Raw genomic sequence first — 20,600 nt, forward strand, 5'->3', positions numbered from 1 at the left:
GTGAGTAAAAGGCTTGACGCATGGACGACGATTTCTGGAAAGCTGTCCGAGAGAAAGAACAGAGCTCGAATGCTTCGCGCAGGACGGGCGCGCTCAATCTCGTTTTGCTTTTCGGCACCGCGGTCGTTGCCCTGACGCTCATCCTCACGCCGATGCTCGCCGACAAGTCCAAGTCGAGCGTTTTCGCCAGTGTTCCGGCCGAGTTCGATACGATCACGACCGGATCGATCCCGAGAACGGAAAACGGCAAGCGCTACACGATACGACGTAGCGTCCTGCAGGAGACGCCCGGCTCGGTCTGCGTTGTCCAGGGGTACGGTTCAGGAGCCGGCTGCTGAGGAAATCGGATATCCGCCTTGGCGGGAAAGGTTGGGCATGCGTATTCTGAAAGCTTTCCTTGCAGATGTTCGCGGCGCGACAGCCGTCGAATACGGTCTGCTGGCCGCCCTGATATCAGCCGCCCTTGTCGGCGGACTGACGACCTTCGGCAACAGCCTGCAAAACACCTTCAATACGGTGTCCAACAACCTCGACAACCACTAGGCGCTCAACTGGCTCGCCTCCATTCACTGCTTCAGCTTGTGCTCTTCCACGCGCAAAGCATCGGCAAGCCGCGCTTTCGCCGATCCCGGCTGCAACGGCTTCTGCTGGCTTTCATGCGGTGCCCATCCTGAAACATAGATGATCGAGAATGTCGCCCTGATACGCCCGTCCGGATCGGAATAGCGCTCGGCATAGATTTCTGCCGCGCGCAGAAAGAATGCGCGGGTGGGCGGCTTGCGGCTGCGGGCGGCGAGCGGATTGGTCATGCCCATGGCGCGCAGATCTTTCATCAGCGAGAAGAGGGAATCGTAGCGGACCGTATAGGTCTCGGCGTCGATCACCGGCAGCGCGAAGCCGGCGCGCTGGAGGAGGCCGCCCACATCGCGGACGTCGGCGAACGGGATCACGCGCGGGCTCGCGCCTCCGGTCATCTCCGCTTCCGTTGCAAGCAGAACATCCCTGAGTTCCTGGAGAGTACCTGCTCCGGGGATTGCCGCAAGAAACAGGCCGTCGGGCTTGAGAGCGCGGCGAATCTGGATGAAGACGCCGGGCGTGTCGTTGGTGAGATGCAGACACAGCGGCGCAAGAACGAGGTTGGCCGACTGCGGCTCGATCGGCACGTCCTCAAGCGGCGCCATGGCCAGCACTTCATTCGGCGCGGCAAATGCCTGTTCCGCCTCGACCCGGGTCATCGCACCGATCTTGCCTGTTGCGACTGCCGCCCGCGCAGCTGCTCCTGTCATCCCGTGCAGTTCCACGGCGGTCTCGAAATGGCGTTCGACGACAGCCAGCCGATCGGCAAGTTCCGCGGCGGCGATATCCAGGAGAAAGGCAGCTTTCGGATCGGCGTTTTTCAGTGCGCGACGGCGGTTTGCAGCGATCGCGGTCCGGTCGAAGATCATATCCATGCGCATGTCCATAGTCCTGCGCGCGAAGGGCGGCAAGGCGGATTTTCCTTTCCTGCGGAAAGCGCCGATCTTCGCAAATGGGGCTCATCAATTTCGAACGACCGGGGCGCTGCGATTAACGCAATGCGTGCGGCCCTTCGCCATGTTCGCCGATCGGCTCTATCCGCCGGCCCGCGTCTCCTGCGGCATTGTTGCCGCTGGCCACCGCCGATTATGTCCGAAATGCTGGTCCGGCGTGCACTTCACCGAGCTGCCTTATGGTGAAGTGCTGGGTCTGCCATTAGCGCCGAGGCGATCGCCAATCCACCTCCCTTTGACCGGCTTCGCTCGGTCGCCGCGCACGATCACGCCGTCGGCGATCTCGCCCACGGTCTCAAATATCGCGACCGCACCGATCTGGCGCCGATGATGGCGGGCTGGATGCTTCGCGCCAGCGACGGCATGATCGGGGCCTGCGATGTATTGGTTCCGATTCCGCTCCATCGCTCCCGTATGCTGTCACGCAAGTTCAATCAGACAGCAGAGCTTGCCCGCAAGGCGCGTTCTTTCGGCGGGCGGGCACCGTGGTCATCACGGTTTTAACCTTTGCAAGGGCTTTCTCGGAACCTATATGAGAAAAAGAAACCGGCATCCGTCTGGAGATAAAATATGGCACCAGTCATCATCTATACGCGGCAGTTCTGCGGCTATTGCGCTCGCGCAAAATCTCTTCTCGAAGAGAAAGGGATCGATTATGTCGAACACGATGCGACCTTTTCGCCGGACCTTCGCCAGGAGATGATTGGCAGGTCAAATGGCAGGACCACATTCCCGCAGATATTCATAGGCGGGCAGCATGTTGGCGGATGCGATGACCTTTATGCGTTGGACCGGGCCGGCGGGCTCGATCCCATGCTGGTAGCCTGAGGGGAGACCGATGACGTTCAAGGCCGCTGCCGTTCAGATGTGTTCCGGAGTCGGTCCCGCGAAGAACGCAGCCTCGATGATGCACTTGGTGCGTGAAGCAGCAGCCCAAGGCGCGATCTATGTGCAGACGCCGGAAATGACCGGCATGCTGCAGCGCGACCGGATTGCCGCGAAACTGGCGTTGCGCGAAGAGACGGACGACATCATCGTCAGAACGGCGTCCGCACTCGCTGCCGAACTCGGTATCTACCTGCATGTCGGCTCTACGGCGATCGCACTCGACGACGGCAAAATCGCCAATCGCGGCTTTCTCTTCGGCCCGGAAGGCAAAATCCTCAATCGCTACGATAAGATCCATATGTTCGACGTCGATCTCGATAACGGCGAAAGCTGGCGGGAGAGTGCCGCCTATCGTCCGGGCTCGGAAGCGCGCGTCTTGTCGCTGCCATTTGCGGAAATGGGTTTTACGATTTGCTACGATGTTCGGTTTCCTGCGCTTTTCCGCGCCCAGGCGATCGCCGGAGCGGAAGTCATGACGGTGCCTGCCGCATTCACGAGGCAGACGGGTCAGGCGCATTGGGAAATCCTGCTTCGTGCCCGCGCCATCGAAAACGGGGTTTTCGTCATTGCTGCGGCGCAGGCCGGGCTTCATGAGGACGGCCGCGAGACCTACGGGCATTCGATGATCATCGATCCCTGGGGCAGGGTGCTGGCCTCGGCCGGCGGTACCGGCGAGGCGGTGATTGTCGCGGACATCGATCGAACGGCGGTCAAGGCCGCGCGTGACAAGATTCCGAATCTGAAGAACGGCCGTGAATTCTCGATCGAAAAAATTACAGGGGCTGTCGTGGGAGGCGTCGCCACTTGATCCGTTATTCCCTCAGTTGCGAGAATGCCCACGAATTCGAAGCATGGTTTTCCGAAAGTGCCGATTTCGACCGCCAGGTTGCGTCCGGTTACCTCACCTGTCCGGTCTGTAATTCCACATCCATCTCCAAGGCGTTGATGGCGCCATCCGTCTCGACCGCCCGCAAGAAGGACGAGATGAAGACGCTGGCGATGGATACCGCGCGCCGCGACGCCTTTGAGAAGCTGAAGGCGGCCGTCGCTCACATCAAGGCGAACGCCGAGGATGTCGGCGCGCAGTTTCCCGAAGAAGCTCGCAAGATTCACTATGGCGAGGCCGACGCCCGTGGCATCATCGGACAGGCGACGACCGACGAGGCCCAGGCGCTGCTCGAAGAAGGCATCGAAATTGCAGCGCTTCCGGTCCTGCCCGAAGACGTGAACTGATCGCTATTCGGGCCGCTTCGCCAGCAGCATGTAGTTCACGTCCATGTCCTTGGACAGGTTCCACTGGTTCGACAGCGGATTGAAGAAGACGCCGGTGCGCTCGATGATCGTCATGCCGCTCGCCGCAAGCGGCTTTTCCAGCTCTTCAGGGCGGACCAGCTTTTCATATTGATGCGTGCCGCGCGGTAGCCAGCGCAGGATGTTCTCGGCGGCGAAGATCGCGAGTGCGGCGGCCTTCATCGTGCGGTTGATGGTGGCGACGAACATCAGCCCGCCGGGGCGCACCATTCCGGCGCAGGTCGTCATGAAGAAATTGACGTCGGCGACATGTTCGACGACTTCCATGTTCAGCACGATATCGAAGGTCTCGCCGGCTTCCGCAAGCTGTTCGGCGGTGACTGCGCGGTAATCGACTGTGACGCCAGACGCTTGCGCGTGTGTCGAGGCAATGCCGATGTTCTTCTCCGAGGGATCGGCACCGACAACACTTGCGCCCATTCGGGCGACGGGCTCCGAAAGCAGGCCGCCGCCGCAGCCGATGTCAAGCACGCGCAGGCCTTCCAGCGGACGCGGGCTCTTCTGGTCACGGCCGAAGTTTTCGGCTGCCTTGTCGCGGATATAGGTGAGGCGCACCGGGTTGAACTTGTGCAGCGGTCTGAACTTGCCGGTCGGGCTCCACCATTCCGCCGCCATTGCGGAAAAGCGGTCCACCTCGCTCTGGTCGATCGTGCTTTTTGCCGCGTCGCTCATGACCCTGCTCCTTGCGTTCGTCGTGAGTGAAGTCGGACGATCAGCAGCATAAGTCAAGAGGAAGGAAAACGGGGAACGGCAAGACGCGCCTCGAGCGCCGCGCCTATCGCCAGGACGTCTTCGTCGGCAAAGCGGCGTCCGACGATCTGCAGCCCGACCGGCATGCCATTTGCTGCAGGACCGACCGGCAGTGAAAGCGCGGGCAGTTGCGGCAGCATGTTGAAAGGGCAGGTCATGTCGAGCCCGGCGAAACGGCCGTCCGGACAGGTCGCGACATAGTCGTCGTCAGTTTCGCTGGCGAGCGGAGCGGTGATGGCGCAGGTGGGGCAGAGCAGGGCGTCGTAGCTCTCGAAGAGCTTTGCCATATCGCGCCACATTGCGGTGCGCAGCAGTTCCACGCGCTTGTAGGCGGTGGCATTCATTGAAAAGCCGCGCTCGATGATCGCAACGACGGCGGAATCCATTTTCTCCCGGTATTCGGTAATTGTCTCGCCGAAGAAGCCAGACATGAAGACGCACCAGAGATCGAACCATTCATCGTTAACCGAGCGGGTCCAATGCATCGGGACTTCATCGACGGCGGCGCCGGCGCGACGCAATTCCTCGACAGCAACGCGTATCGCCTGCTCGACCTCGGGCTGGATACGATAGTAACCGAGGTCCATTGAGAGTGCGAAACGCTTGCCTTCCAACTGGCCGTCTCGTGCCGCATGTGACATGAAGCCGATAGGCAGCGAAGAAATGTCCTCGTCGCTCGGACCGCAGGCCGCTTCCATGAAGGCGATGGCGTCTCCCACCGTGCGCGCCAGCGGACCGAAATGCGAGATGTTGTCGAAAACGCTTGGCAGGATCGTCATCGGAATTCGTCCGAGGCTCGGTTTCAGGCCGACCGTGCCGCAGAATGCGGACGGAATACGCACAGAGCCGCCCATATCCGTGCCCTCCGCGAAGGGCACGACGCCGGTCGCGACCGCAACGGCCGACCCACCGGAGGAGCCGCCGGAGGTGCGCTCCGGATCCCACGGGTTGCGGGTCACGCCCCAGCGCGGGCTTTCGGTGAAGCTCGCAAAGGCGAATTCCGGCGTTGTCGTTTTTCCCATCAAAATGGCACCCGCGGCTTGAAGACGGCGGATGCAGAGCGCTGTTTCGGCAGGCACCCAGTCGCCCTTTGTCCATGAGCCCAGCGTCGTCAAATCGCCTGCGGTCGGCGTCATGTCCTTGGCGGCGAACGGTACACCGTGTAGTGGACCGGTTGCTTCGCCGCGGGCGGCGGCGCGATCCGCCTCGCGGGCCGCTTCGAGCGCCTGCTCCTCACGGAGGACGGTGAACGGATTCAGCGTTTCGCGCACCGCCTTGGCGCGGCGGATCGATTCCGCCACCACGTTTTCGGAGGCGAACCGGCCCTGGCAGATACCGCTTGCGATGTCCATTGCAGGAAGGTCCAGCGGATGTGGTGTGGCGGTTTCCAGTGGCTTACTCATCGTGGCTTCTGCCGGCGTGAAGGAGTGCGTGCGTTCTTATGCGGCTCTAGTTTCAACGGATATAGTGAAGCATCCTCGATCAACCACGTGCTTGCTGCAAAAAGTCATCCGTTGCCATCAGCTCGAGCTGAAAGGAGAAGCGATTTCTCAGGAATTCCAGCGAGGCATCGGAGGTTTGGTCGTCGCTGCTGCAGACCGCATCTTCGACAAGGATGACGCGGTAGCCGAGATCAATCGCTCCGAGTGTCGTCGCCATCACGCACACGTCGGTTTCGCCGCCTGCAATCACCAGTGTTTCGACTGGTTGCGCCTGAAGCAGCACAGCCGCTGCATGTCGACACAGATATGGCGCCGAGCGGTCCTCTGTTCATTGGAACCTCCGACCTTTTAACTCGGCATAGGTCGGGTTACTTGAATTATTGAAACTCGTTGCGGCCCGCGGCGTTATCTCGCAGGCGGATAAAGGCGGCGCAGATGACGAACAAAGGGACCGGCAGCGACTATTTGCCCGACGGCGTCACTGAACATCGGGACTTTCAACGGCGGGTCTGGATCGTTCAGCGTGTGGCCTGGTTTGTCTTCGGTCTTATCCTCGCGAGCTGCCTCTTCGGCGCGTTGGGAAAGGGCGGATATCTTTCCCGCGCCTTGGTGGAAACGCCGCAAGGAGCGGTCGACTACCCAGCCATCTCGCGATGGAATGCGCCGGACGAGATTCATATTCGATTCGGACCCGGCGATGCGGATTGTGTCTTCACAGTCGATGCAGCGTTTCTGAAGGGCTTTTTCGTCGAGGGCATCGACCCGCCACCAAAGGCGGTGACGTCCAAAGCCGGCTTGATCCATTATCAGTTTCCCGGGGATCCAGGCATGCCGATCGATGTCAGGTTCCGCCTGCACACCCAGTCGCCGGGCTTTCATCGCATTCGTCTCGGTATCGGCGATCACGTTTCGGCGCCGCTTGTCTTGATCCTTCCGTGAGGAGAACTCGATATGGAAAGCGTTATTCGCGGCCTTTCGATCTATTTTGCCCTCCTTGTCATCATACGCCTGTCGGGCCGCCGGACGCTCGCACAGATGACGCCGTTCGACCTCGTGATCCTGTTGGTGGTCTCCGAGACGACGCAGCAGGCGATGCTCGGCGACGATTTTTCGATAACCAATGCGATCGTGCTGATCTTGACCCTGTTTCTTGCGGATATCCTGCTCTCCTATCTCAAGAGCTGGTCACCGCTTGCGGGCAAGGTCATCGACGGCGTTCCGACCATTCTGATTGCGAATGGGGTTGCAGACCAGGAGGCCCTGCGCGGCTGCAGGCTGCAGATGGAAGACGTGCTCGAGGCCGCGCGCAATCAACAGGGTGTCGAAAGCGTCAAGGACATCCGCTTCGCTATCCTCGAGGTGAGCGGCGCCATCAGCATCATCAAAAATCAATGAGTGCTGAGCCGCCTTCGAAGGCCAGGAAGGTGGCTTACGGAATCGCAAAGATGCTGATTTCGTGGGCGATGCCACGAAGCGTGACTTTTTGCGACATCGGATTGAGGCCGCGATCCGTCAGAAGGCTGAAGGCGCGCGGGTCGCCCAACACCGAGCTGGTCGCGAAGATTTCGCGCGATGTGGCCAGATGCTGGACGCGCGAGGCGATGTTCACCGTCTGCCCGAAGTAATCCTGCCGATCGTTCAGGTTCACGGCGATGCATGGTCCTTCGTGGATGCCGATTTTCAGAAGCAGATCTTCACTGCCGCGTTCCTGGTTGAGCTTGCGCATCGCCTCGCGCATTCGCATGGCCGCGACGACTGCCCGGTCGGGGGTCGGGAAAGTGGCCATCACCGCGTCGCCGATTGTTTTCACAACAGCACCCGCTTCCGTGCCAACGATGTCGTTGAGAATGCTAAAATGCGTTTTCACGAGGTCGAATGCCGCAAGGTCGCCTACTCTTTCGTAAAGCTCAGTCGAACCGCGGAGATCGGTGAAGAGGAAGGTCAAACTGGTGATCTTCAACCGCTGATCCACTTCTATCGTGTCGGTGCGGTAGATGTCGCGGAAGGTCTGGTTGGAGAGCAGGCGCTTGGCAGTCAGGAACGGGCGGCGGCGGCCGAGCAAACCATGCAGGGCCTCGTTCGCTATGCAAACAGATGGCAAGGTGCGGACCTCGGTGTGGTTCTCCACCGAAATGCGCACCGGACCGGGCCTCAGCTCAAGGGGCTCGCTATGCCGGTGCGCGCGATCGAATACAAGCGAGAGGCTCTGCCGCTCCTTAGTTGGCTCGCCTTTGATATCCAGGAACTGCGCTGCGTGGGTGACCGGTTCGAAGATGATGACGAAATCCGCAGGCAACTGCAGGGAAATGACGGCTTTCTCTCCCGGCGGCAGTTCGAGGGATTCAAGCACGAATTCGTCGACCTTCGCCTCAAAATCTTCCTCCGGCAGGTCGACACCTGAACTCCAATAGATCTGGCGGAAATACTCCAATGGCGGCAATTCGTGCGGATTGTGAGCGGCAATGCGGCGCACCCGCGGACTGACAGTGAAGGTGACTTCGACCATCTCGTCCAGCGTCGGCTCGTAGCCCGCCGCGCAAAGTGCGCAGTTATACTCGTCACTCTGGACGGTCCTCAGCGAGGTGTTGGCGTCGAGCACCCCGCCACAGCCGGGACACAGCACGTTCCATGACAGATCGAATATGCCGAGGCGGGACGCGTGCAGGAAGGCGTTGACCACCTGCTCTTCGTCGAGGTTCTCGCTGGCTGCGAAGGCAAGCGCATTGACACGGCAAAGCTTGCGGTCGGGGGCGTCATGGACGAGCCGCTCCATAGTGTCGACGATTTCCGGCTGCGCCGACTGGCGCAGTTGTGCGAATAAAGACCGGGCCTCATTCATGATAAACATCTTACACCGAATCCGATGCGCGATAAGCGGATTTCCTCAAGGTGGATGAGATTGTCGCGCGGGTCTTTCCGTTTCAGTCGACGGCCACCTTGCCACCCCCATTCAAACTCGCTAAGAGACGCCGCAACTTGGGCCCTTGGGTGCAAGGCCTTAGAAGGGTTCCACAGACTGCTTATCCGACCCTTCGGCCATGCTGTTTTCAGGGCTCCGTCATGCCGGGTCTGGCTTTCGTCTCTCCCGGCGTTTGCTGTGGTAGAGGCTTATGGCACGCATCGTAATGAAATTCGGCGGAACGTCCGTCGCTGATCTGGACCGCATCAAGAACGTTGCCCGCCATGTGAAACGTGAAGTCGATGCCGGCCACGAGGTTGCGGTGGTGGTGTCGGCGATGTCCGGCAAGACTAACGAGCTGGTTGGCTGGGTGCAGGGGACGCCGAAGGTGGTCGGTGCCAATTCACCATTCTACGATGCGCGCGAGTATGACGCGGTCGTCGCTTCCGGTGAGCAGGTGACCTGCGGGTTGCTGGCGATCGCGCTGCAGGCCATGGACATCAATGCGCGCTCCTGGCAGGGCTGGCAGATTCCGATCCGCACCGACAATGCGCATGGCGCTGCCCGCATCCTTGAAATCGACGGTGCCGATATCATTAAGCGCATGGGCGAGGGTCAGGTTGCCGTCATCGCCGGCTTCCAGGGTCTCGGGCCGGACAATCGGATAGCGACGCTTGGCCGCGGCGGTTCGGATACGTCGGCGGTGGCGATCGCGGCTGCCGTCAAAGCCGATCGCTGCGATATCTATACCGATGTCGACGGCGTCTATACGACCGATCCGCGCATCGTGCCGCAGGCGCGTCGACTGAAGAAGATCGCTTTCGAGGAAATGCTCGAAATGGCCTCGCTCGGCGCCAAGGTGCTGCAGGTCCGCTCGGTCGAGCTTGCCATGGTACACAAGGTCCGTACCTTCGTGCGCTCCTCTTTCGAAGATCCCGATGCTCCGGGCATGGGTGATTTGTTGAATCCGCCCGGAACGCTGATTTGTGACGAGGATGAAATCGTGGAACAAGAAGTAGTCACCGGCATCGCCTATGCCAAGGATGAGGCTCAGATCTCGCTTCGCCGTCTTGCCGACCGGCCCGGCGTTTCCGCCGCGATCTTCGGCCCCCTCGCCGAGAGCCATATCAATGTCGACATGATCGTCCAGAACATTTCCGAGGACGGTTCAAAGACCGACATGACCTTCACCGTGCCTTCGGGCGACGTCGAGAAGGCGATCAAGGTGCTCGGCGAGAACAAGGAGAAGATCGGCTACGACGTCGTGCAGAACGAATCGGGCTTGGTCAAAGTTTCGGTCATCGGCATCGGCATGCGTTCGCATGCCGGTGTTGCCGCCACCGCTTTCAAGGCTCTTGCCGAGAAGGGCATCAACATCAAGGCGATCACGACCTCGGAAATCAAGATTTCCATCCTGATCGACGGTCCTTATGCGGAACTCGCTGTCAGGACTTTGCATTCCTGCTACGGTCTGGATAAGAATTGATTCCCAGCAGGCCTGCCGCATTTAAGTTGTGAAGTCACGCGGCGTCTGCCGGGTTACTTTGCTTTTGTTTTTGGAGCTTGAGACGCCATGAGAGACCTATCCGGCGGTCCGCGCGTGCTGCTCAAGCGGCTGCGCGAGTTGATGGCGGAGCCGCTGGAGCCGCAGGAGCGTCTCGACCGGATCGTTCGGCAGATCGCCAGCAACATGGTGGCGGAGGTTTGCTCCGTCTACGTGCTGCGCTCTGACGGCGTTCTCGAGCTTTATGCGACTGAGGGCCTGAAGAAAGAGGCCGTCCACCTATCGCAATTGAAGATGGGGCAGGGCCTCGTCGGTACGATCGCCGCTTCGGCGCAGCCGCTCAACCTCTCCGATGCACAGTCGCACCCCGCTTTCCGTTATCTCCCGGAAACCGGCGAAGAAATCTACCATTCCTTCCTCGGCGTGCCGATCCTACGCACCGGCCGTTCGCTCGGCGTTCTCGTCGTGCAGAACAAGGCGAGCCGTACCTACCGCGAGGAAGAGCTAGAAGCGCTCGAGACCACGGCGATGGTGCTCGCCGAGATGATCGCCACCGGCGAGCTCAAGAAGATCACGAAGCCCGGCCTTGAACTTGACCTGACGCGCTCCGTCACGATCAACGGCGATACCTATAACGAAGGCATCGGGCTCGGTTATGTCGTGCTGCACGAGCCGCGCATCGTCGTCACCAATCTTCTCAACGAAGATTCGGAGAAGGAAATCCGCAGGCTGGCGGAGGCGATGGGTTCGCTTCGGATTTCGATCGACGACTTGCTTTCGAGCCGCGACGTGTCGATGGAGGGCGAGCATCGCGAGGTTCTGGAAACCTACCGCATGTTCGCACATGACCAGGGCTGGGTGCGGAAGCTCGAAGAGGCGATCCGCAACGGCCTGACGGCGGAAGCAGCGGTCGAAAAAGTCCAGAGCGACACCAAAGCGCGCATGATACGTCTGACGGATCCTTATCTGCGCGAGCGCATGCATGACTTCGAAGACTTGGCGAACCGCCTTTTGCGGCAACTGACTGGCTACAGCGGCCACACGTCGGGTGATGGTTTCCCGAGTGATGCGATCATCCTCGCGCGCGCCATGGGTGCCGCCGAACTGCTCGACTACCCGCGCGCCAATGTGCGCGGCTTGGTGCTCGAGGAAGGTGCCGTCACCAGTCACGTCGTCATCGTCGCCCGGGCCATGGGCATTCCGGTGATCGGCCAGGCGGCAGGCGTTGTCGCGCTTGCCGAAAACGGCGATGCCGTGATCATCGATGGCGACGGCGGCCATGTGCATCTGAGGCCGTTGCCGGAGCATCAGAGGTCTTACGAGGAAAAAGTCCGGTTCCGCGCGCGCCGGCAGGAGCAATTCCGGGCGCTGCGCTCCGTTGAGCCGCTGACGAGGGACGGGCAGCGGATTTCGCTGCTGATGAATGCCGGGCTTCTGGTCGATCTGCCGCAACTTGCGGAATCGGGTGCCGAAGGTATCGGTCTCTTCCGCACCGAGCTGCAGTTCATGATCGCTTCGACGATGCCGAAGGCCGACGAGCAGGAAATCTTCTATCGCAACGTGCTGAAGCAGGCGGCCGGCCGCGTCGTTACCTTCCGCACGCTCGATATCGGCGGCGATAAGGTTGTGCCCTATTTCCGCGGCCACGAAGAGGAGAATCCGGCACTCGGCTGGCGTGCCATTCGCTTGTCGCTCGACCGTCCGGGGCTCTTGCGCACGCAGCTTCGCGCCATGCTGAAGGCGGCTGCCGGGGCCGAGCTGAAGCTCATGGTGCCGATGGTGACCGAGGTTTCCGAGATCGCGGCCGTTCGCGAGCTTCTGCAGAAGGAAGTGCAGCACCTCTCCCGCTTCGGCCACGGTCTGCCGCGCAAGCTGCAGTTCGGTGCGATGCTGGAGGTGCCGGCACTACTCTGGCAGCTCGACGAACTGATGGCGGCTGTCGATTTCGTCTCGGTCGGCTCCAATGACCTCTTCCAGTTCGCTATGGCAGTGGATCGCGGCAATGCGCGCGTTTCCGACCGCTTCGATACGCTGGGCAGGCCGTTCCTCAGGCTCTTGCGCGACATCGTGCGAGCCGGTGAGCGCAACAATACGCCGGTGACATTGTGCGGCGAGCTTGCCGGCAAGCCGATCTCGGCGATGGCGCTGCTTGGTCTCGGCTTTCGCTCGGTGTCGATGTCGCCGGCCTCGATCGGGCCGGTAAAGGCAATGCTGCTCGGTCTCGATGCCGCGGCGCTGGCGAAGGTCATGAACGAGGCGTTGGACGATATCCACGCGACGACCCCGATGCGCGAGGTGCTTGCCCACTTCGCCGAGAGCCACAATATTCCCCTTTAGCAAATTATAAGAAGAATCGGAGCGAAGGGTGGCGAAGCTTCCCGTTGAAAAGATGCGCGAGCTGGAACGCCGCTTCGGCGAAATTGAAGCGCGGATGTCGGCCGGCCCGTCGGCGGACGTCTACGTGAAGCTCGCCTCCGAATATTCCGAGCTGCAGCCCGTCGTCACCAAGATCAGCGCCTATGAAAAGGCTGAAGCCGAGCTTTCCGATCTCGAAGCGTTGCTTGAAGACAGGTCCGTCGACCGTGAGATGCGCGATCTCGCGGAGCAGGAATTGCCGGATGTGAAGGAGCGCATCGAGGCGCTGGAGCAGGAAATCCAGATCCTGCTGCTGCCGAAGGATGCCGCAGACGAAAAGAGCGCGATCCTTGAAATCCGCGCGGGTACGGGAGGCTCGGAGGCCGCACTCTTCGCAGGCGATCTTTTTCGCATGTATGAGCGTTTCGCCGCGGCGAACGGCTGGAAGGTCGAAATCCTTTCCGCAAGCGAGGGCGAAGCCGGCGGCTACAAGGAAATTATCGCCACGATCACCGGCAAGGGCGTCTTCGCCAAGCTGAAGTTCGAGTCCGGCGTGCATCGTGTGCAGCGCGTGCCCGAAACGGAAGCGGGTGGGCGCATTCATACGTCGGCAGCAACGGTCGCCGTGCTGCCCGAAGCCGAAGAAATCGACATTGAGATCCGGCCGGAAGACATTCGTATTGATACGATGCGATCGTCCGGCGCAGGCGGCCAGCACGTCAACACCACGGATTCCGCGGTCCGTATCACGCATCTGCCGACGGGCATCGTCGTCACCAGTTCGGAAAAGTCACAGCACCAGAATCGCGCCAAGGCGATGCAGGTACTGCGTTCGAGGCTCTATGATGCCGAACGGCAAAGGGCCGATAGCGAACGTTCCGCCGATCGCAAGAGCCAGGTCGGCTCCGGCGACCGCTCGGAGCGGATACGCACCTACAATTACCCGCAGGGCCGCATTACCGATCACCGCATCAATCTGACGCTCTACAAGCTGGACCGGATGATGGAAGGCGAGATCAATGAAGTGGTGGACGCCCTGCTTGCCGATTATCAGGCAAGCCAACTGGCTCAGCTTGGCGAGCAGCAATGACCGGAGCGCGGCCGACGGTTTCTGAAGTTCTCGCCGAAGTCCGCCGCCGCTTCACCGAAGCCGGTATCGCCGATCCCGCAACGGATGCAAGACTGCTCGTCGCCGGATTGCTGAAGTTCTCCTCGAGCGAAATGCTATCACGCGGTAATGAGCCCGTCGCTGCCGATAAAGAGGCGCTGATCCCGGCGGCTGTGGAACGGCGGCTAGCGCATGAGCCGGTCCACCGTATTCTCGGCGAGCGGGAATTTTACGGTCTGCCGCTTTCGCTTTCCGCCGAGACGCTGGAGCCGCGGCCAGACACGGAAATTCTCGTCGATACGATGCTTCCTTATTTAAGAACCCTTGCAAAGACGGAGGAACATCTCCATATCCTTGATCTAGGAACCGGAACCGGGGCAATATGCCTTGCGCTTTTGAGCGAATTTCCGGGAGCGTCGGGTATCGGAAGCGATGTATCTGCAGATGCCCTCAGGACGGCTGAATCAAACGCTGCAAGAAACGGATTGAAGGAACGGTTTGAGACTGTGCAATCAAGTTGGTTTCAAAACATTCACGGTACGTTTCACGCAATCGTCTCAAATCCGCCCTATATTGCTTCCAATGTCATCGACAATCTCGCTCCTGAAGTGACGAAATTTGATCCGGCGGCAGCTCTGGATGGTGGCCCCGATGGGCTTGACGCATACAAAGCGATAGCCAAGGATGCTGCCAGGTTCATGCAGCCAAACGGCGTCATAGGACTGGAAATCGGCTACGACCAGCGCAATCACGTGACGGCGGTCTTCGAGGCCGCAGGTTTCAAATGCGTCGAATCCGCAAAGGATTATGGCCAGAATGACCGGGTGCTCGTTTTCGCACCCATCGCTTGAGCGACAAATTGCAGCATTGAACAGGACATTACTGCTATTGCGAAGAAAAGGCTTGGATTTCCCGGAGAAGCGATATAGGTTGCCCTCACGCGTTGGGCAGTCAAGAAGGAACGTCGATTCGTTCGGTACTTGGTCGGCCTCGGGGGTCCACTCTTTTAAACGAGAGTTTCAAAGGTTGAACACGACCCAATGCGTGAATCAGTCAATATGACTTGAGAACAAGCGGCAGGTCGGCGCGAAGGCGCATTATGCTTGCGGCACGAAGGCCCTGAGCCGGTTTACCGGCCACGGCGGTTGGTGCCATAACTCCACACAAACAGCGAATTCAGGTGAACGATCTATGAGGCCAGGACAGCAGAACAAGCGCGGTCGAGGGCGTGGCAGTAACAATAACGGCGGCGGAAATAACAACAACAATTTCAACCGCAAGGGTGGCAATCCGCTGACTCGGACCTACGACAGCTCCGGCCCCGACGTGAAGATCCGCGGTACGGCTCAGCATATTGCTGAAAAATATTCGCAGCTTGCCCGCGATGCCCAGAGCTCCGGTGACCGCGTCATAGCCGAGAACTACCTGCAGCACGCGGAGCACTATTACCGCATCATTGCGGCCGCCCAGACGCAGATGCAGGAACGTTTCCAGCGCGACGATCGGAACGAATATACCGACCGCGAAGGTGGCGAGCGCGATGGCGACGAACTGGATACAGTAGACGGCGATGATGCCGTCGTCGTTCAGCCGCCGCGCGAGCAGCATCGTCGCGAACAGCGCGCAGAAGCTCCCGCTTCTCTACCGGCCCCGGCTCAGGATACCAACAACGGAACCGGCCCTCAGCCGGAAATCGAAGGCATTCCGGCCGAAGTCTCCATGGAGGAAGAAGGCGGCCCGCAGCGCGAACGCCAGCCGCGCCGCCGTAACGCCAGCAACCGCCCGCGCCGTCCGCGCCGCGCCGAAGGCGAAGGCGAGGCTGCTTCCGCCGAAGCACCGGCTCTGGTCGAAGCGGCTACGGAATAAGGCTGCCGTCTCCGGCTCACACGAATATTGTCGCGACAGAGCCGGCGAGTATGATTGCCATCACGATATTGAAGGCGCGCGCCATGCGCGCGTCTTGAAGCAGTTTCTGCATCAATGCGCCAGCCATTAACCAGGCGAGACCGCTTGGGAAAGCTGCCACAAAAAATAAGACTGCGAAGGTTGCGGCCAAGCCGAAAGCGCTTCCTGGAGATGCGCCGGAGTAGGCGGCAATCCCACTCACGGCAACCAGCCAGCCCTTCGGATTCATCCATTGAAACGCCGCCGCTTGCAGAAAGCCCACGGCTTTCGTGTCGCCTTTCGCCTGCGTCACGTCCGCGGTCGCGATCTTCCAGGCCAGCCAAAACAGAAACGCAGCGCCGATCAGATTCATGATCGTTAGCGCAAGCGGATAGAGCAGAAACAACTGCGCAAGGCCGAGGCCGGCACAGAAGAATAGCGACGACATTCCCAAGGCAGCACCGAGCACGCATGGCAGGCCGCGTGTCAAACCCACGAGTGAGCCGGTCGCCATGATCATGACGTTGCTGGGGCCGGGCGTGATGGCGCCGACGACTGAAAAGGTCAGAAATGCAATCGTTTGCTCGAGGGGCATCAAGGCTCTGCTGTTTAGGAAGCTGCAACGCATACCAGCAGCGCTACAATCGGGTCTTGAACGTTCGTGCCATCAGCCCGCGCCGCGCGTTCGCGGAGGATTCTTCGGCCCGGGTTTCGTGGTTCCGGGCTCTTTAAACTCGCGAAAATCCATCCCATATTCCTCCTCGAATGCTTCGTCCAATTTCCAAAAAGGATGAAGCAACGGCTCGCCTTTTGAGGGAGCTCAATCTCAATCATCGGTCTGTGCCTTATAAGGGCAGGGCGATCCATGGAGGTAGAATATGAATATCGAAAAGTATTCCGAGCGGGTTCGCGGTTTCGTCCAGTCCGCCCAAACCTATGCCTTGGCGCAGGGTCACCAGCAATTCACGCCGGAACATGTCCTCAAGGTCCTGCTTGACGACGATCAAGGCATGGCCGCTTCGCTGATCGAACGCGCCGGCGGCGATGCCAAGGCCGCGCGGCTTGCAAACGATGCAGCGCTTGCAAAGCTGCCGAAGGTTTCCGGCGGCAACGGCAACATCTATCTCGCCCAGCCGCTCGCTAGAGTTTTTTCCACGGCTGAAGAGGCCGCCAAGAAAGCCGGCGACAGCTTCGTCACGGTCGAGCGGTTGCTGCAGGCCTTGGCGATTGAGACTTCCGCTTCGACCTCAGCGACGCTGAAGAATGCTGGCGTGACGGCGCAGAGCCTCAATCAGGTTATCAACGATATTCGAAAAGGGCGCACGGCCGACTCCGCTAATGCGGAACAAGGCTTCGATTCCCTGAAGAAATACGCCCGCGATCTGACCGGCGAGGCCCGCGAGGGCAAGCTCGATCCGGTGATCGGCCGCGATGACGAAATCCGCCGTACCATTCAGGTCCTCTCCCGCCGCACCAAGAATAACCCGGTGCTGATCGGCGAGCCCGGCGTCGGCAAGACGGCAATCGTCGAGGGACTGGCACTACGTATCGTCAACGGCGACGTGCCGGAGTCTCTCAAGGACAAGAAGCTGATGGCGCTCGACATGGGCGCGCTCATTGCTGGTGCGAAGTATCGCGGCGAATTCGAAGAACGGCTGAAGGCCGTGCTCAACGAAGTGCAGGCGGAAAACGGCGAGATCATCCTTTTCATCGACGAAATGCACACGCTAGTCGGCGCCGGCAAGGCGGATGGAGCGATGGATGCTTCCAACCTTCTGAAGCCAGCGCTTGCGCGCGGCGAGTTGCACTGCGTCGGTGCCACCACGCTCGACGAGTACCGCAAGCATGTCGAGAAGGACGCAGCACTCGCCCGCCGGTTCCAGCCCGTCATGGTCGATGAACCGACGGTCGAGGACACGATCTCGATCCTTCGCGGCCTCAAGGAAAAATACGAGCAGCACCACAAGGTTCGCATTTCGGACTCGTCGCTGGTGGCGGCTGCGACGCTGTCGAACCGCTATATCACCGATCGCTTCCTGCCCGACAAGGCGATCGACCTGATGGACGAGGCGGCCGCGCGGTTGCGCATGCAGGTGGATTCGAAGCCCGAAGAGCTCGACGAGTTAGATCGCCGCATCATGCAGCTGAAAATCGAGCGTGAAGCGCTAAAGAAGGAAACGGATGCGGCCTCCGCCGACCGTCTGACGCGGCTCGATGCCGAACTGACGGACCTGGAGGAGAAGGCCAATGCTCTGACGGCCCGCTGGCAATCGGAAAAGCAGAAGCTCGGTCTTGCCGCCGATCTCAAGAAGGAGCTCGACGACGCCCGCAACGAACTGGCAATCGCCCAGCGCAAGGGTGAATTCCAGCGCGCCGGCGAATTGACCTATGGCGTCATTCCGGAGCTGGAGAAGCAACTGGCCGATGCGGAAAGCCAAGATGGCGACCGCAGCGCCATGGTGCAGGAGGTCGTGACCCCGGACAATGTCGCCCATGTCGTTTCCCGCTGGACCGGCATTCCGGTCGACAAGATGCTGGAAGGCGAGCGCGAGAAGCTGCTCAGGATGGAAGACGAACTGGCGACTTCGGTCATCGGCCAGGGCGATGCGGTGCAAGCCGTATCGCGTGCCGTTCGCCGCGCGCGCGCCGGGCTGCAGGACCCCAACCGGCCGATCGGCTCATTCATCTTCCTGGGCCCGACCGGCGTCGGCAAGACGGAGCTTACCAAGGCGCTCGCCCGCTTCCTCTTCGACGACGAGACGGCGATGGTGCGCATGGACATGTCGGAATACATGGAAAAACACTCCGTGGCCCGGCTGATCGGCGCCCCTCCCGGCTATGTCGGCTACGAGGAAGGTGGCGCATTGACGGAAGCTGTCAGCCGCCGGCCTTATCAGGTCGTGCTCTTCGACGAGATCGAGAAGGCGCATCACGACGTCTTCAACATCCTGCTGCAGGTGCTGGATGAGGGGCGCCTGACGGACGGCCAGGGCCGCACGGTCGACTTCCGCAATACGATGATCATCATGACCTCGAACCTCGGTGCCGAATTCCTCACCCAACTGGGGGAGGGCCAGGACAGCGACACGGTTCGCGAGCAGGTGATGGAGGTCGTGCGCGCCAATTTCCGGCCGGAATTCCTGAACCGCGTCGACGAGATCATCCTCTTCCATCGCCTGAAGCGCGATGAGATGGGCGCGATTGTCGATATCCAGCTGAAACGGCTGGTGGCGTTGCTGGCCGAGCGCAAGATCACGATCGAGCTCGATGACGATGCCCGCAGTTGGCTTGCCAACAAAGGCTACGATCCGGTCTATGGCGCGCGGCCATTGAAGCGGGTGATCCAGAAATATGTCCAAGATCCGCTCGCCGAGCAGATTCTCTCCGGCCAGGTGCCGGACGGATCGACGGTGAAGGTCACCAACGGTTCCGACCGCTTGTTGTTCCGTCCGCGCAATTCCGCCGTCAGCGAAGCAGCGTAAAAGACCGGCATCCGGGAAAGCTAATGGCGGCTCCGGCCGCCATTTTTTTGGACTACTTGCTGGCGATCTGATCGACCGGCTGGTTATTCAGGAGCGTATCGATGCGCTTGCGCTCGTCCTGGAATTTAGCCAGTGCTTCGCCGGCCAGCGACTTGCCGCCCGGCAGGCGGATGCGGAGCGGATCGACCTTGGTACCGTTGACGATCATCTCGTAGTGCAGATGCGGTCCGGTGGATTCGCCGGTGGTGCCGACCCAGCCGATCACCTGGCCCTGGCGAACTTTGGCTCCGGGCACGATGCCTTTGGCAATGGCGCTCTGGTGGTTGTAGGAGGACTCGTATCCATTGGCATGACGGACGATCGTCTGATTGCCATAGCCGCCAGAATCCCAGCCGGCCTTCTCGACCGTGCCATTGCCGGTCGCGATGATCGGCGTACCGCGGGGAGCGGCCCAGTCGACGCCCGTATGCATGCGGGCAAAACCCAGGATCGGGTGGCGTCGCATGCCGAAACCGGACTTGAAAATGCCGTTCGGCACCGGGTTGCGCAGCAAGAACTGACGGATGCTCTTGCCGTCCTGATCGAAGTAATCGACGTTTCCGTCCGCATCCTGGAAGCGGTAGAAGCGTGTCACCGTATCGCCAAAACGGGCATTGACGTAAAGCAGTTCGGAATTCGGCGTCGCGCGGCCGCTCGAATCGGCGACAGAGAAAAAGGCCTCGAGGAAATCGGTCGCCCTCAATTGCGCCTGGAAGTCAACGTTTGCCGCAAGTAGCTTGATGATCAGCGCCGTCATATCCTTGGTCATGCCGTAGGAAAGAGCGGCGCGATAAATGCCGTCATAAACGCGCGGCAGGTTCTGGCCAGCGGGAACCGATAGCGAATTGTCATCGAAGGCAGTCGCGATCGCGTCAAGCCTAGGCGGTTCACTTGCCTCAACGAAGCGGCTCTTGTCATCGAGAGCGATCGTGACGAGATGACGCGTGCCACGATAGACGCTGGCGCGGATGAGTTTGGCCTGTTCGCCCTTCTGGATGATGCCGACACGCAGGACGTCGCCCTTGGCAAGCTCGTCGCTGCCGAGTGGCGGCGCGAGGTTGGCAGAGAGCATCTTCGCCTGCGGCTCGGGATAGCCGGAATCCATCAGCGCCTTGACGATGGTGACATCCTGGCGGGCCGGCACGATGTCGTCGGCAAATTCCTCGGTCTGCGGCGTGATCGATTCCGGCGCAGACACCGTCATGTTCTGCTCGAGAACGCGGGCCGACAGGCCTGATGTCAGATCGACATCGTTGTCCTCGTTCGAAAAGCGCTGAGGGTCGACATAGTAGAGCGCCGCGACTTGAGTGGCTCCGTCAGTCAGCGCCGAACCGTTCGAGCGGACGTTCTCCTCGACTTCATCCAGAGTCATGCCTGGCGCCGCCTGAAAGTCGCTCTTTCCGGTTGGG

At 60.5% G+C, this 20,600-nt stretch carries 19 protein-coding genes and 2 pseudogenes (1 of these 21 only partly in view); 14 read left to right on the forward strand and 7 right to left on the reverse strand.

All coding sequences use genetic code 11. The features are described 5' to 3' along the window. Window positions 1-20: 20 nt before the first annotated feature. On the forward strand, window positions 21-338 hold the full coding sequence (locus tag ACZ9DP_RS15675) for a hypothetical protein (protein ID WP_074069810.1): 318 nt from the start codon (window positions 21-23) through the stop codon (window positions 336-338). A gap of 37 nt (window positions 339-375) precedes the next feature. Next, complete coding sequence (locus ACZ9DP_RS15680) at window positions 376-543, forward strand: Flp family type IVb pilin (RefSeq protein WP_194728307.1); 168 nt, start codon at window positions 376-378, stop codon at window positions 541-543. A 23-nt stretch (window positions 544-566) separates the two neighbouring features. Here the strand turns inward: ACZ9DP_RS15680 and ACZ9DP_RS15685 are convergent, their stop codons facing one another. Further along, a complete protein-coding gene (locus ACZ9DP_RS15685) occupies window positions 567-1,451 on the reverse strand; it encodes a methyltransferase domain-containing protein (protein WP_074070449.1) in 885 nt (294 codons plus the stop codon). A gap of 77 nt (window positions 1,452-1,528) precedes the next feature. On the opposite strand from ACZ9DP_RS15685, the pseudogene ACZ9DP_RS15690 reads away from it, so the two are divergent. From ACZ9DP_RS15690 to ACZ9DP_RS15705, 4 genes and pseudogenes are all read left to right on the forward strand, one after another. Beyond that, window positions 1,529-2,009 (forward strand): annotated as a pseudogene (locus ACZ9DP_RS15690) (ComF family protein); the annotation flags it as partial. Between the two features lie 90 nt (window positions 2,010-2,099). Then, entirely contained in the window at window positions 2,100-2,357 is a 258-nt protein-coding gene (gene grxC / locus ACZ9DP_RS15695) for a glutaredoxin 3 (protein WP_022718762.1), read from the forward strand. A 10-nt stretch (window positions 2,358-2,367) separates the two neighbouring features. Next, on the forward strand, window positions 2,368-3,225 hold the full coding sequence (locus ACZ9DP_RS15700) for a carbon-nitrogen hydrolase family protein (RefSeq protein ID WP_476202838.1): 858 nt from the start codon (window positions 2,368-2,370) through the stop codon (window positions 3,223-3,225). Continuing rightward, a complete protein-coding gene (locus tag ACZ9DP_RS15705; RefSeq protein WP_194728305.1) occupies window positions 3,222-3,650 on the forward strand; it encodes a DUF1178 family protein in 429 nt (142 codons plus the stop codon). Before ACZ9DP_RS15700 ends, ACZ9DP_RS15705 begins: the two co-directional genes overlap by 4 nt. 3 nt (window positions 3,651-3,653) lie before the next feature. On the opposite strand, the gene ubiG is transcribed toward ACZ9DP_RS15705, so the two are convergent. The 3 genes and pseudogenes from ubiG to ACZ9DP_RS15720 all read right to left on the reverse strand — a co-directional run. Continuing rightward, a complete protein-coding gene (gene ubiG, locus ACZ9DP_RS15710; RefSeq protein WP_074069804.1) occupies window positions 3,654-4,400 on the reverse strand; it encodes a bifunctional 2-polyprenyl-6-hydroxyphenol methylase/3-demethylubiquinol 3-O-methyltransferase UbiG in 747 nt (248 codons plus the stop codon). 53 nt (window positions 4,401-4,453) lie between these two features. Then, window positions 4,454-5,881, reverse strand: coding sequence for an amidase (locus tag ACZ9DP_RS15715; RefSeq protein WP_476202839.1), 1,428 nt, complete (start codon window positions 5,879-5,881; stop codon window positions 4,454-4,456). A gap of 79 nt (window positions 5,882-5,960) precedes the next feature. Beyond that, window positions 5,961-6,200: pseudogene (locus tag ACZ9DP_RS15720) on the reverse strand (cysteine hydrolase family protein); the annotation flags it as partial. Between the two features lie 155 nt (window positions 6,201-6,355). Between ACZ9DP_RS15720 and ACZ9DP_RS15725 the strand changes: the two are divergent. Together ACZ9DP_RS15725 and ACZ9DP_RS15730 are read left to right on the forward strand one after the other, a co-directional pair. Then, window positions 6,356-6,859, forward strand: coding sequence for a hypothetical protein (locus ACZ9DP_RS15725; protein WP_476202841.1), 504 nt, complete (start codon window positions 6,356-6,358; stop codon window positions 6,857-6,859). Window positions 6,860-6,871: 12 nt separating this feature from the next. Continuing rightward, window positions 6,872-7,315, forward strand: coding sequence for a DUF421 domain-containing protein (locus ACZ9DP_RS15730; protein WP_039846247.1), 444 nt, complete (start codon window positions 6,872-6,874; stop codon window positions 7,313-7,315). 34 nt (window positions 7,316-7,349) lie between these two features. On the opposite strand, the gene ACZ9DP_RS15735 is transcribed toward ACZ9DP_RS15730, so the two are convergent. Then, window positions 7,350-8,759 (reverse strand): adenylate/guanylate cyclase domain-containing protein, encoded by a 1,410-nt coding sequence (locus ACZ9DP_RS15735; RefSeq protein ID WP_239596731.1) that lies wholly within the window; start codon window positions 8,757-8,759, stop codon window positions 7,350-7,352. A 271-nt stretch (window positions 8,760-9,030) separates the two neighbouring features. On the opposite strand from ACZ9DP_RS15735, the gene ACZ9DP_RS15740 reads away from it, so the two are divergent. The 5 genes from ACZ9DP_RS15740 to ACZ9DP_RS15760 all read left to right on the forward strand — a co-directional run bounded on the left by ACZ9DP_RS15740 (window position 9,031) and on the right by ACZ9DP_RS15760 (window position 15,652). Then, window positions 9,031-10,305, forward strand: coding sequence for an aspartate kinase (locus ACZ9DP_RS15740; RefSeq protein ID WP_074069801.1), 1,275 nt, complete (start codon window positions 9,031-9,033; stop codon window positions 10,303-10,305). Between the two features lie 87 nt (window positions 10,306-10,392). Beyond that, the gene (gene ptsP, locus ACZ9DP_RS15745; protein ID WP_074069800.1) at window positions 10,393-12,660 is read left to right on the forward strand and encodes a phosphoenolpyruvate--protein phosphotransferase; all 2,268 of its coding nucleotides are present in this window, start codon (window positions 10,393-10,395) and stop codon (window positions 12,658-12,660) included. A gap of 28 nt (window positions 12,661-12,688) precedes the next feature. Further along, window positions 12,689-13,768: a peptide chain release factor 1 gene (gene prfA / locus ACZ9DP_RS15750; protein WP_476202843.1), complete on the forward strand. Its 1,080-nt coding sequence runs from the start codon at window positions 12,689-12,691 to the stop codon at window positions 13,766-13,768. Next, window positions 13,765-14,637 carry a peptide chain release factor N(5)-glutamine methyltransferase gene (prmC, locus tag ACZ9DP_RS15755; protein WP_074069798.1) on the forward strand — a complete coding sequence of 291 codons (873 nt, stop codon included), beginning with the start codon at window positions 13,765-13,767 and terminating at the stop codon, window positions 14,635-14,637. The genes prfA and prmC overlap by 4 nt, the downstream gene beginning before the upstream one ends. Before the next feature lie 340 nt (window positions 14,638-14,977). Further along, a complete protein-coding gene (locus tag ACZ9DP_RS15760) occupies window positions 14,978-15,652 on the forward strand; it encodes a DUF4167 domain-containing protein (RefSeq protein ID WP_476202845.1) in 675 nt (224 codons plus the stop codon). Window positions 15,653-15,668: 16 nt separating this feature from the next. Here ACZ9DP_RS15760 and ACZ9DP_RS15765 read toward each other — a convergent pair whose 3' ends face one another. After that, window positions 15,669-16,265: a LysE family translocator gene (locus tag ACZ9DP_RS15765; RefSeq protein WP_476202846.1), complete on the reverse strand. Its 597-nt coding sequence runs from the start codon at window positions 16,263-16,265 to the stop codon at window positions 15,669-15,671. Between the two features lie 283 nt (window positions 16,266-16,548). On the opposite strand from ACZ9DP_RS15765, the gene clpB reads away from it, so the two are divergent. Next, window positions 16,549-19,152, forward strand: coding sequence for an ATP-dependent chaperone ClpB (gene clpB / locus ACZ9DP_RS15770; RefSeq protein ID WP_476202848.1), 2,604 nt, complete (start codon window positions 16,549-16,551; stop codon window positions 19,150-19,152). Window positions 19,153-19,204: 52 nt separating this feature from the next. On the opposite strand, the gene ACZ9DP_RS15775 is transcribed toward clpB, so the two are convergent. Next, a protein-coding gene (locus ACZ9DP_RS15775) for a M23 family metallopeptidase (RefSeq protein ID WP_074069794.1) crosses the window boundary here: on the reverse strand, window positions 19,205-20,600 show its 3' portion. It continues 536 nt past the right edge of the window; the window shows 1,396 of its 1,932 coding nt (coding positions 537-1,932); its start codon lies beyond the right edge, outside the window; its stop codon occupies window positions 19,205-19,207.

The organism is Rhizobium sp. USDA 4016 (genome assembly GCF_056279705.1).

Bases quoted from the DNA above. Each gene is read 5' to 3' on its own strand.
- ACZ9DP_RS15680 (WP_194728307.1), top strand. From the start codon at position 376: ATGCGTATTCTGAAAGCTTTCCTTGCAGATGTTCGCGGCGCGACAGCC.
- clpB (WP_476202848.1), top strand. From the start codon at position 16,549: ATGAATATCGAAAAGTATTCCGAGCGGGTTCGCGGTTTCGTCCAGTCC.
- ACZ9DP_RS15730 (WP_039846247.1), top strand. From the start codon at position 6,872: ATGGAAAGCGTTATTCGCGGCCTTTCGATCTATTTTGCCCTCCTTGTC.
- grxC (WP_022718762.1), top strand. From the start codon at position 2,100: ATGGCACCAGTCATCATCTATACGCGGCAGTTCTGCGGCTATTGCGCT.
- ACZ9DP_RS15760 (WP_476202845.1), top strand. From the start codon at position 14,978: ATGAGGCCAGGACAGCAGAACAAGCGCGGTCGAGGGCGTGGCAGTAAC.
- ptsP (WP_074069800.1), top strand. From the start codon at position 10,393: ATGAGAGACCTATCCGGCGGTCCGCGCGTGCTGCTCAAGCGGCTGCGC.
- prmC (WP_074069798.1), top strand. From the start codon at position 13,765: ATGACCGGAGCGCGGCCGACGGTTTCTGAAGTTCTCGCCGAAGTCCGC.
- ACZ9DP_RS15765 (WP_476202846.1), bottom strand. From the start codon at position 16,265: ATGCCCCTCGAGCAAACGATTGCATTTCTGACCTTTTCAGTCGTCGGC.
- ACZ9DP_RS15700 (WP_476202838.1), top strand. From the start codon at position 2,368: ATGACGTTCAAGGCCGCTGCCGTTCAGATGTGTTCCGGAGTCGGTCCC.
- ACZ9DP_RS15685 (WP_074070449.1), bottom strand. From the start codon at position 1,451: ATGGATATGATCTTCGACCGGACCGCGATCGCTGCAAACCGCCGTCGC.
- ACZ9DP_RS15725 (WP_476202841.1), top strand. From the start codon at position 6,356: ATGACGAACAAAGGGACCGGCAGCGACTATTTGCCCGACGGCGTCACT.
- ACZ9DP_RS15675 (WP_074069810.1), top strand. From the start codon at position 21: ATGGACGACGATTTCTGGAAAGCTGTCCGAGAGAAAGAACAGAGCTCG.
- ACZ9DP_RS15735 (WP_239596731.1), bottom strand. From the start codon at position 8,759: ATGAATGAGGCCCGGTCTTTATTCGCACAACTGCGCCAGTCGGCGCAG.
- ubiG (WP_074069804.1), bottom strand. From the start codon at position 4,400: ATGAGCGACGCGGCAAAAAGCACGATCGACCAGAGCGAGGTGGACCGC.
- ACZ9DP_RS15740 (WP_074069801.1), top strand. From the start codon at position 9,031: ATGGCACGCATCGTAATGAAATTCGGCGGAACGTCCGTCGCTGATCTG.
- ACZ9DP_RS15715 (WP_476202839.1), bottom strand. From the start codon at position 5,881: ATGAGTAAGCCACTGGAAACCGCCACACCACATCCGCTGGACCTTCCT.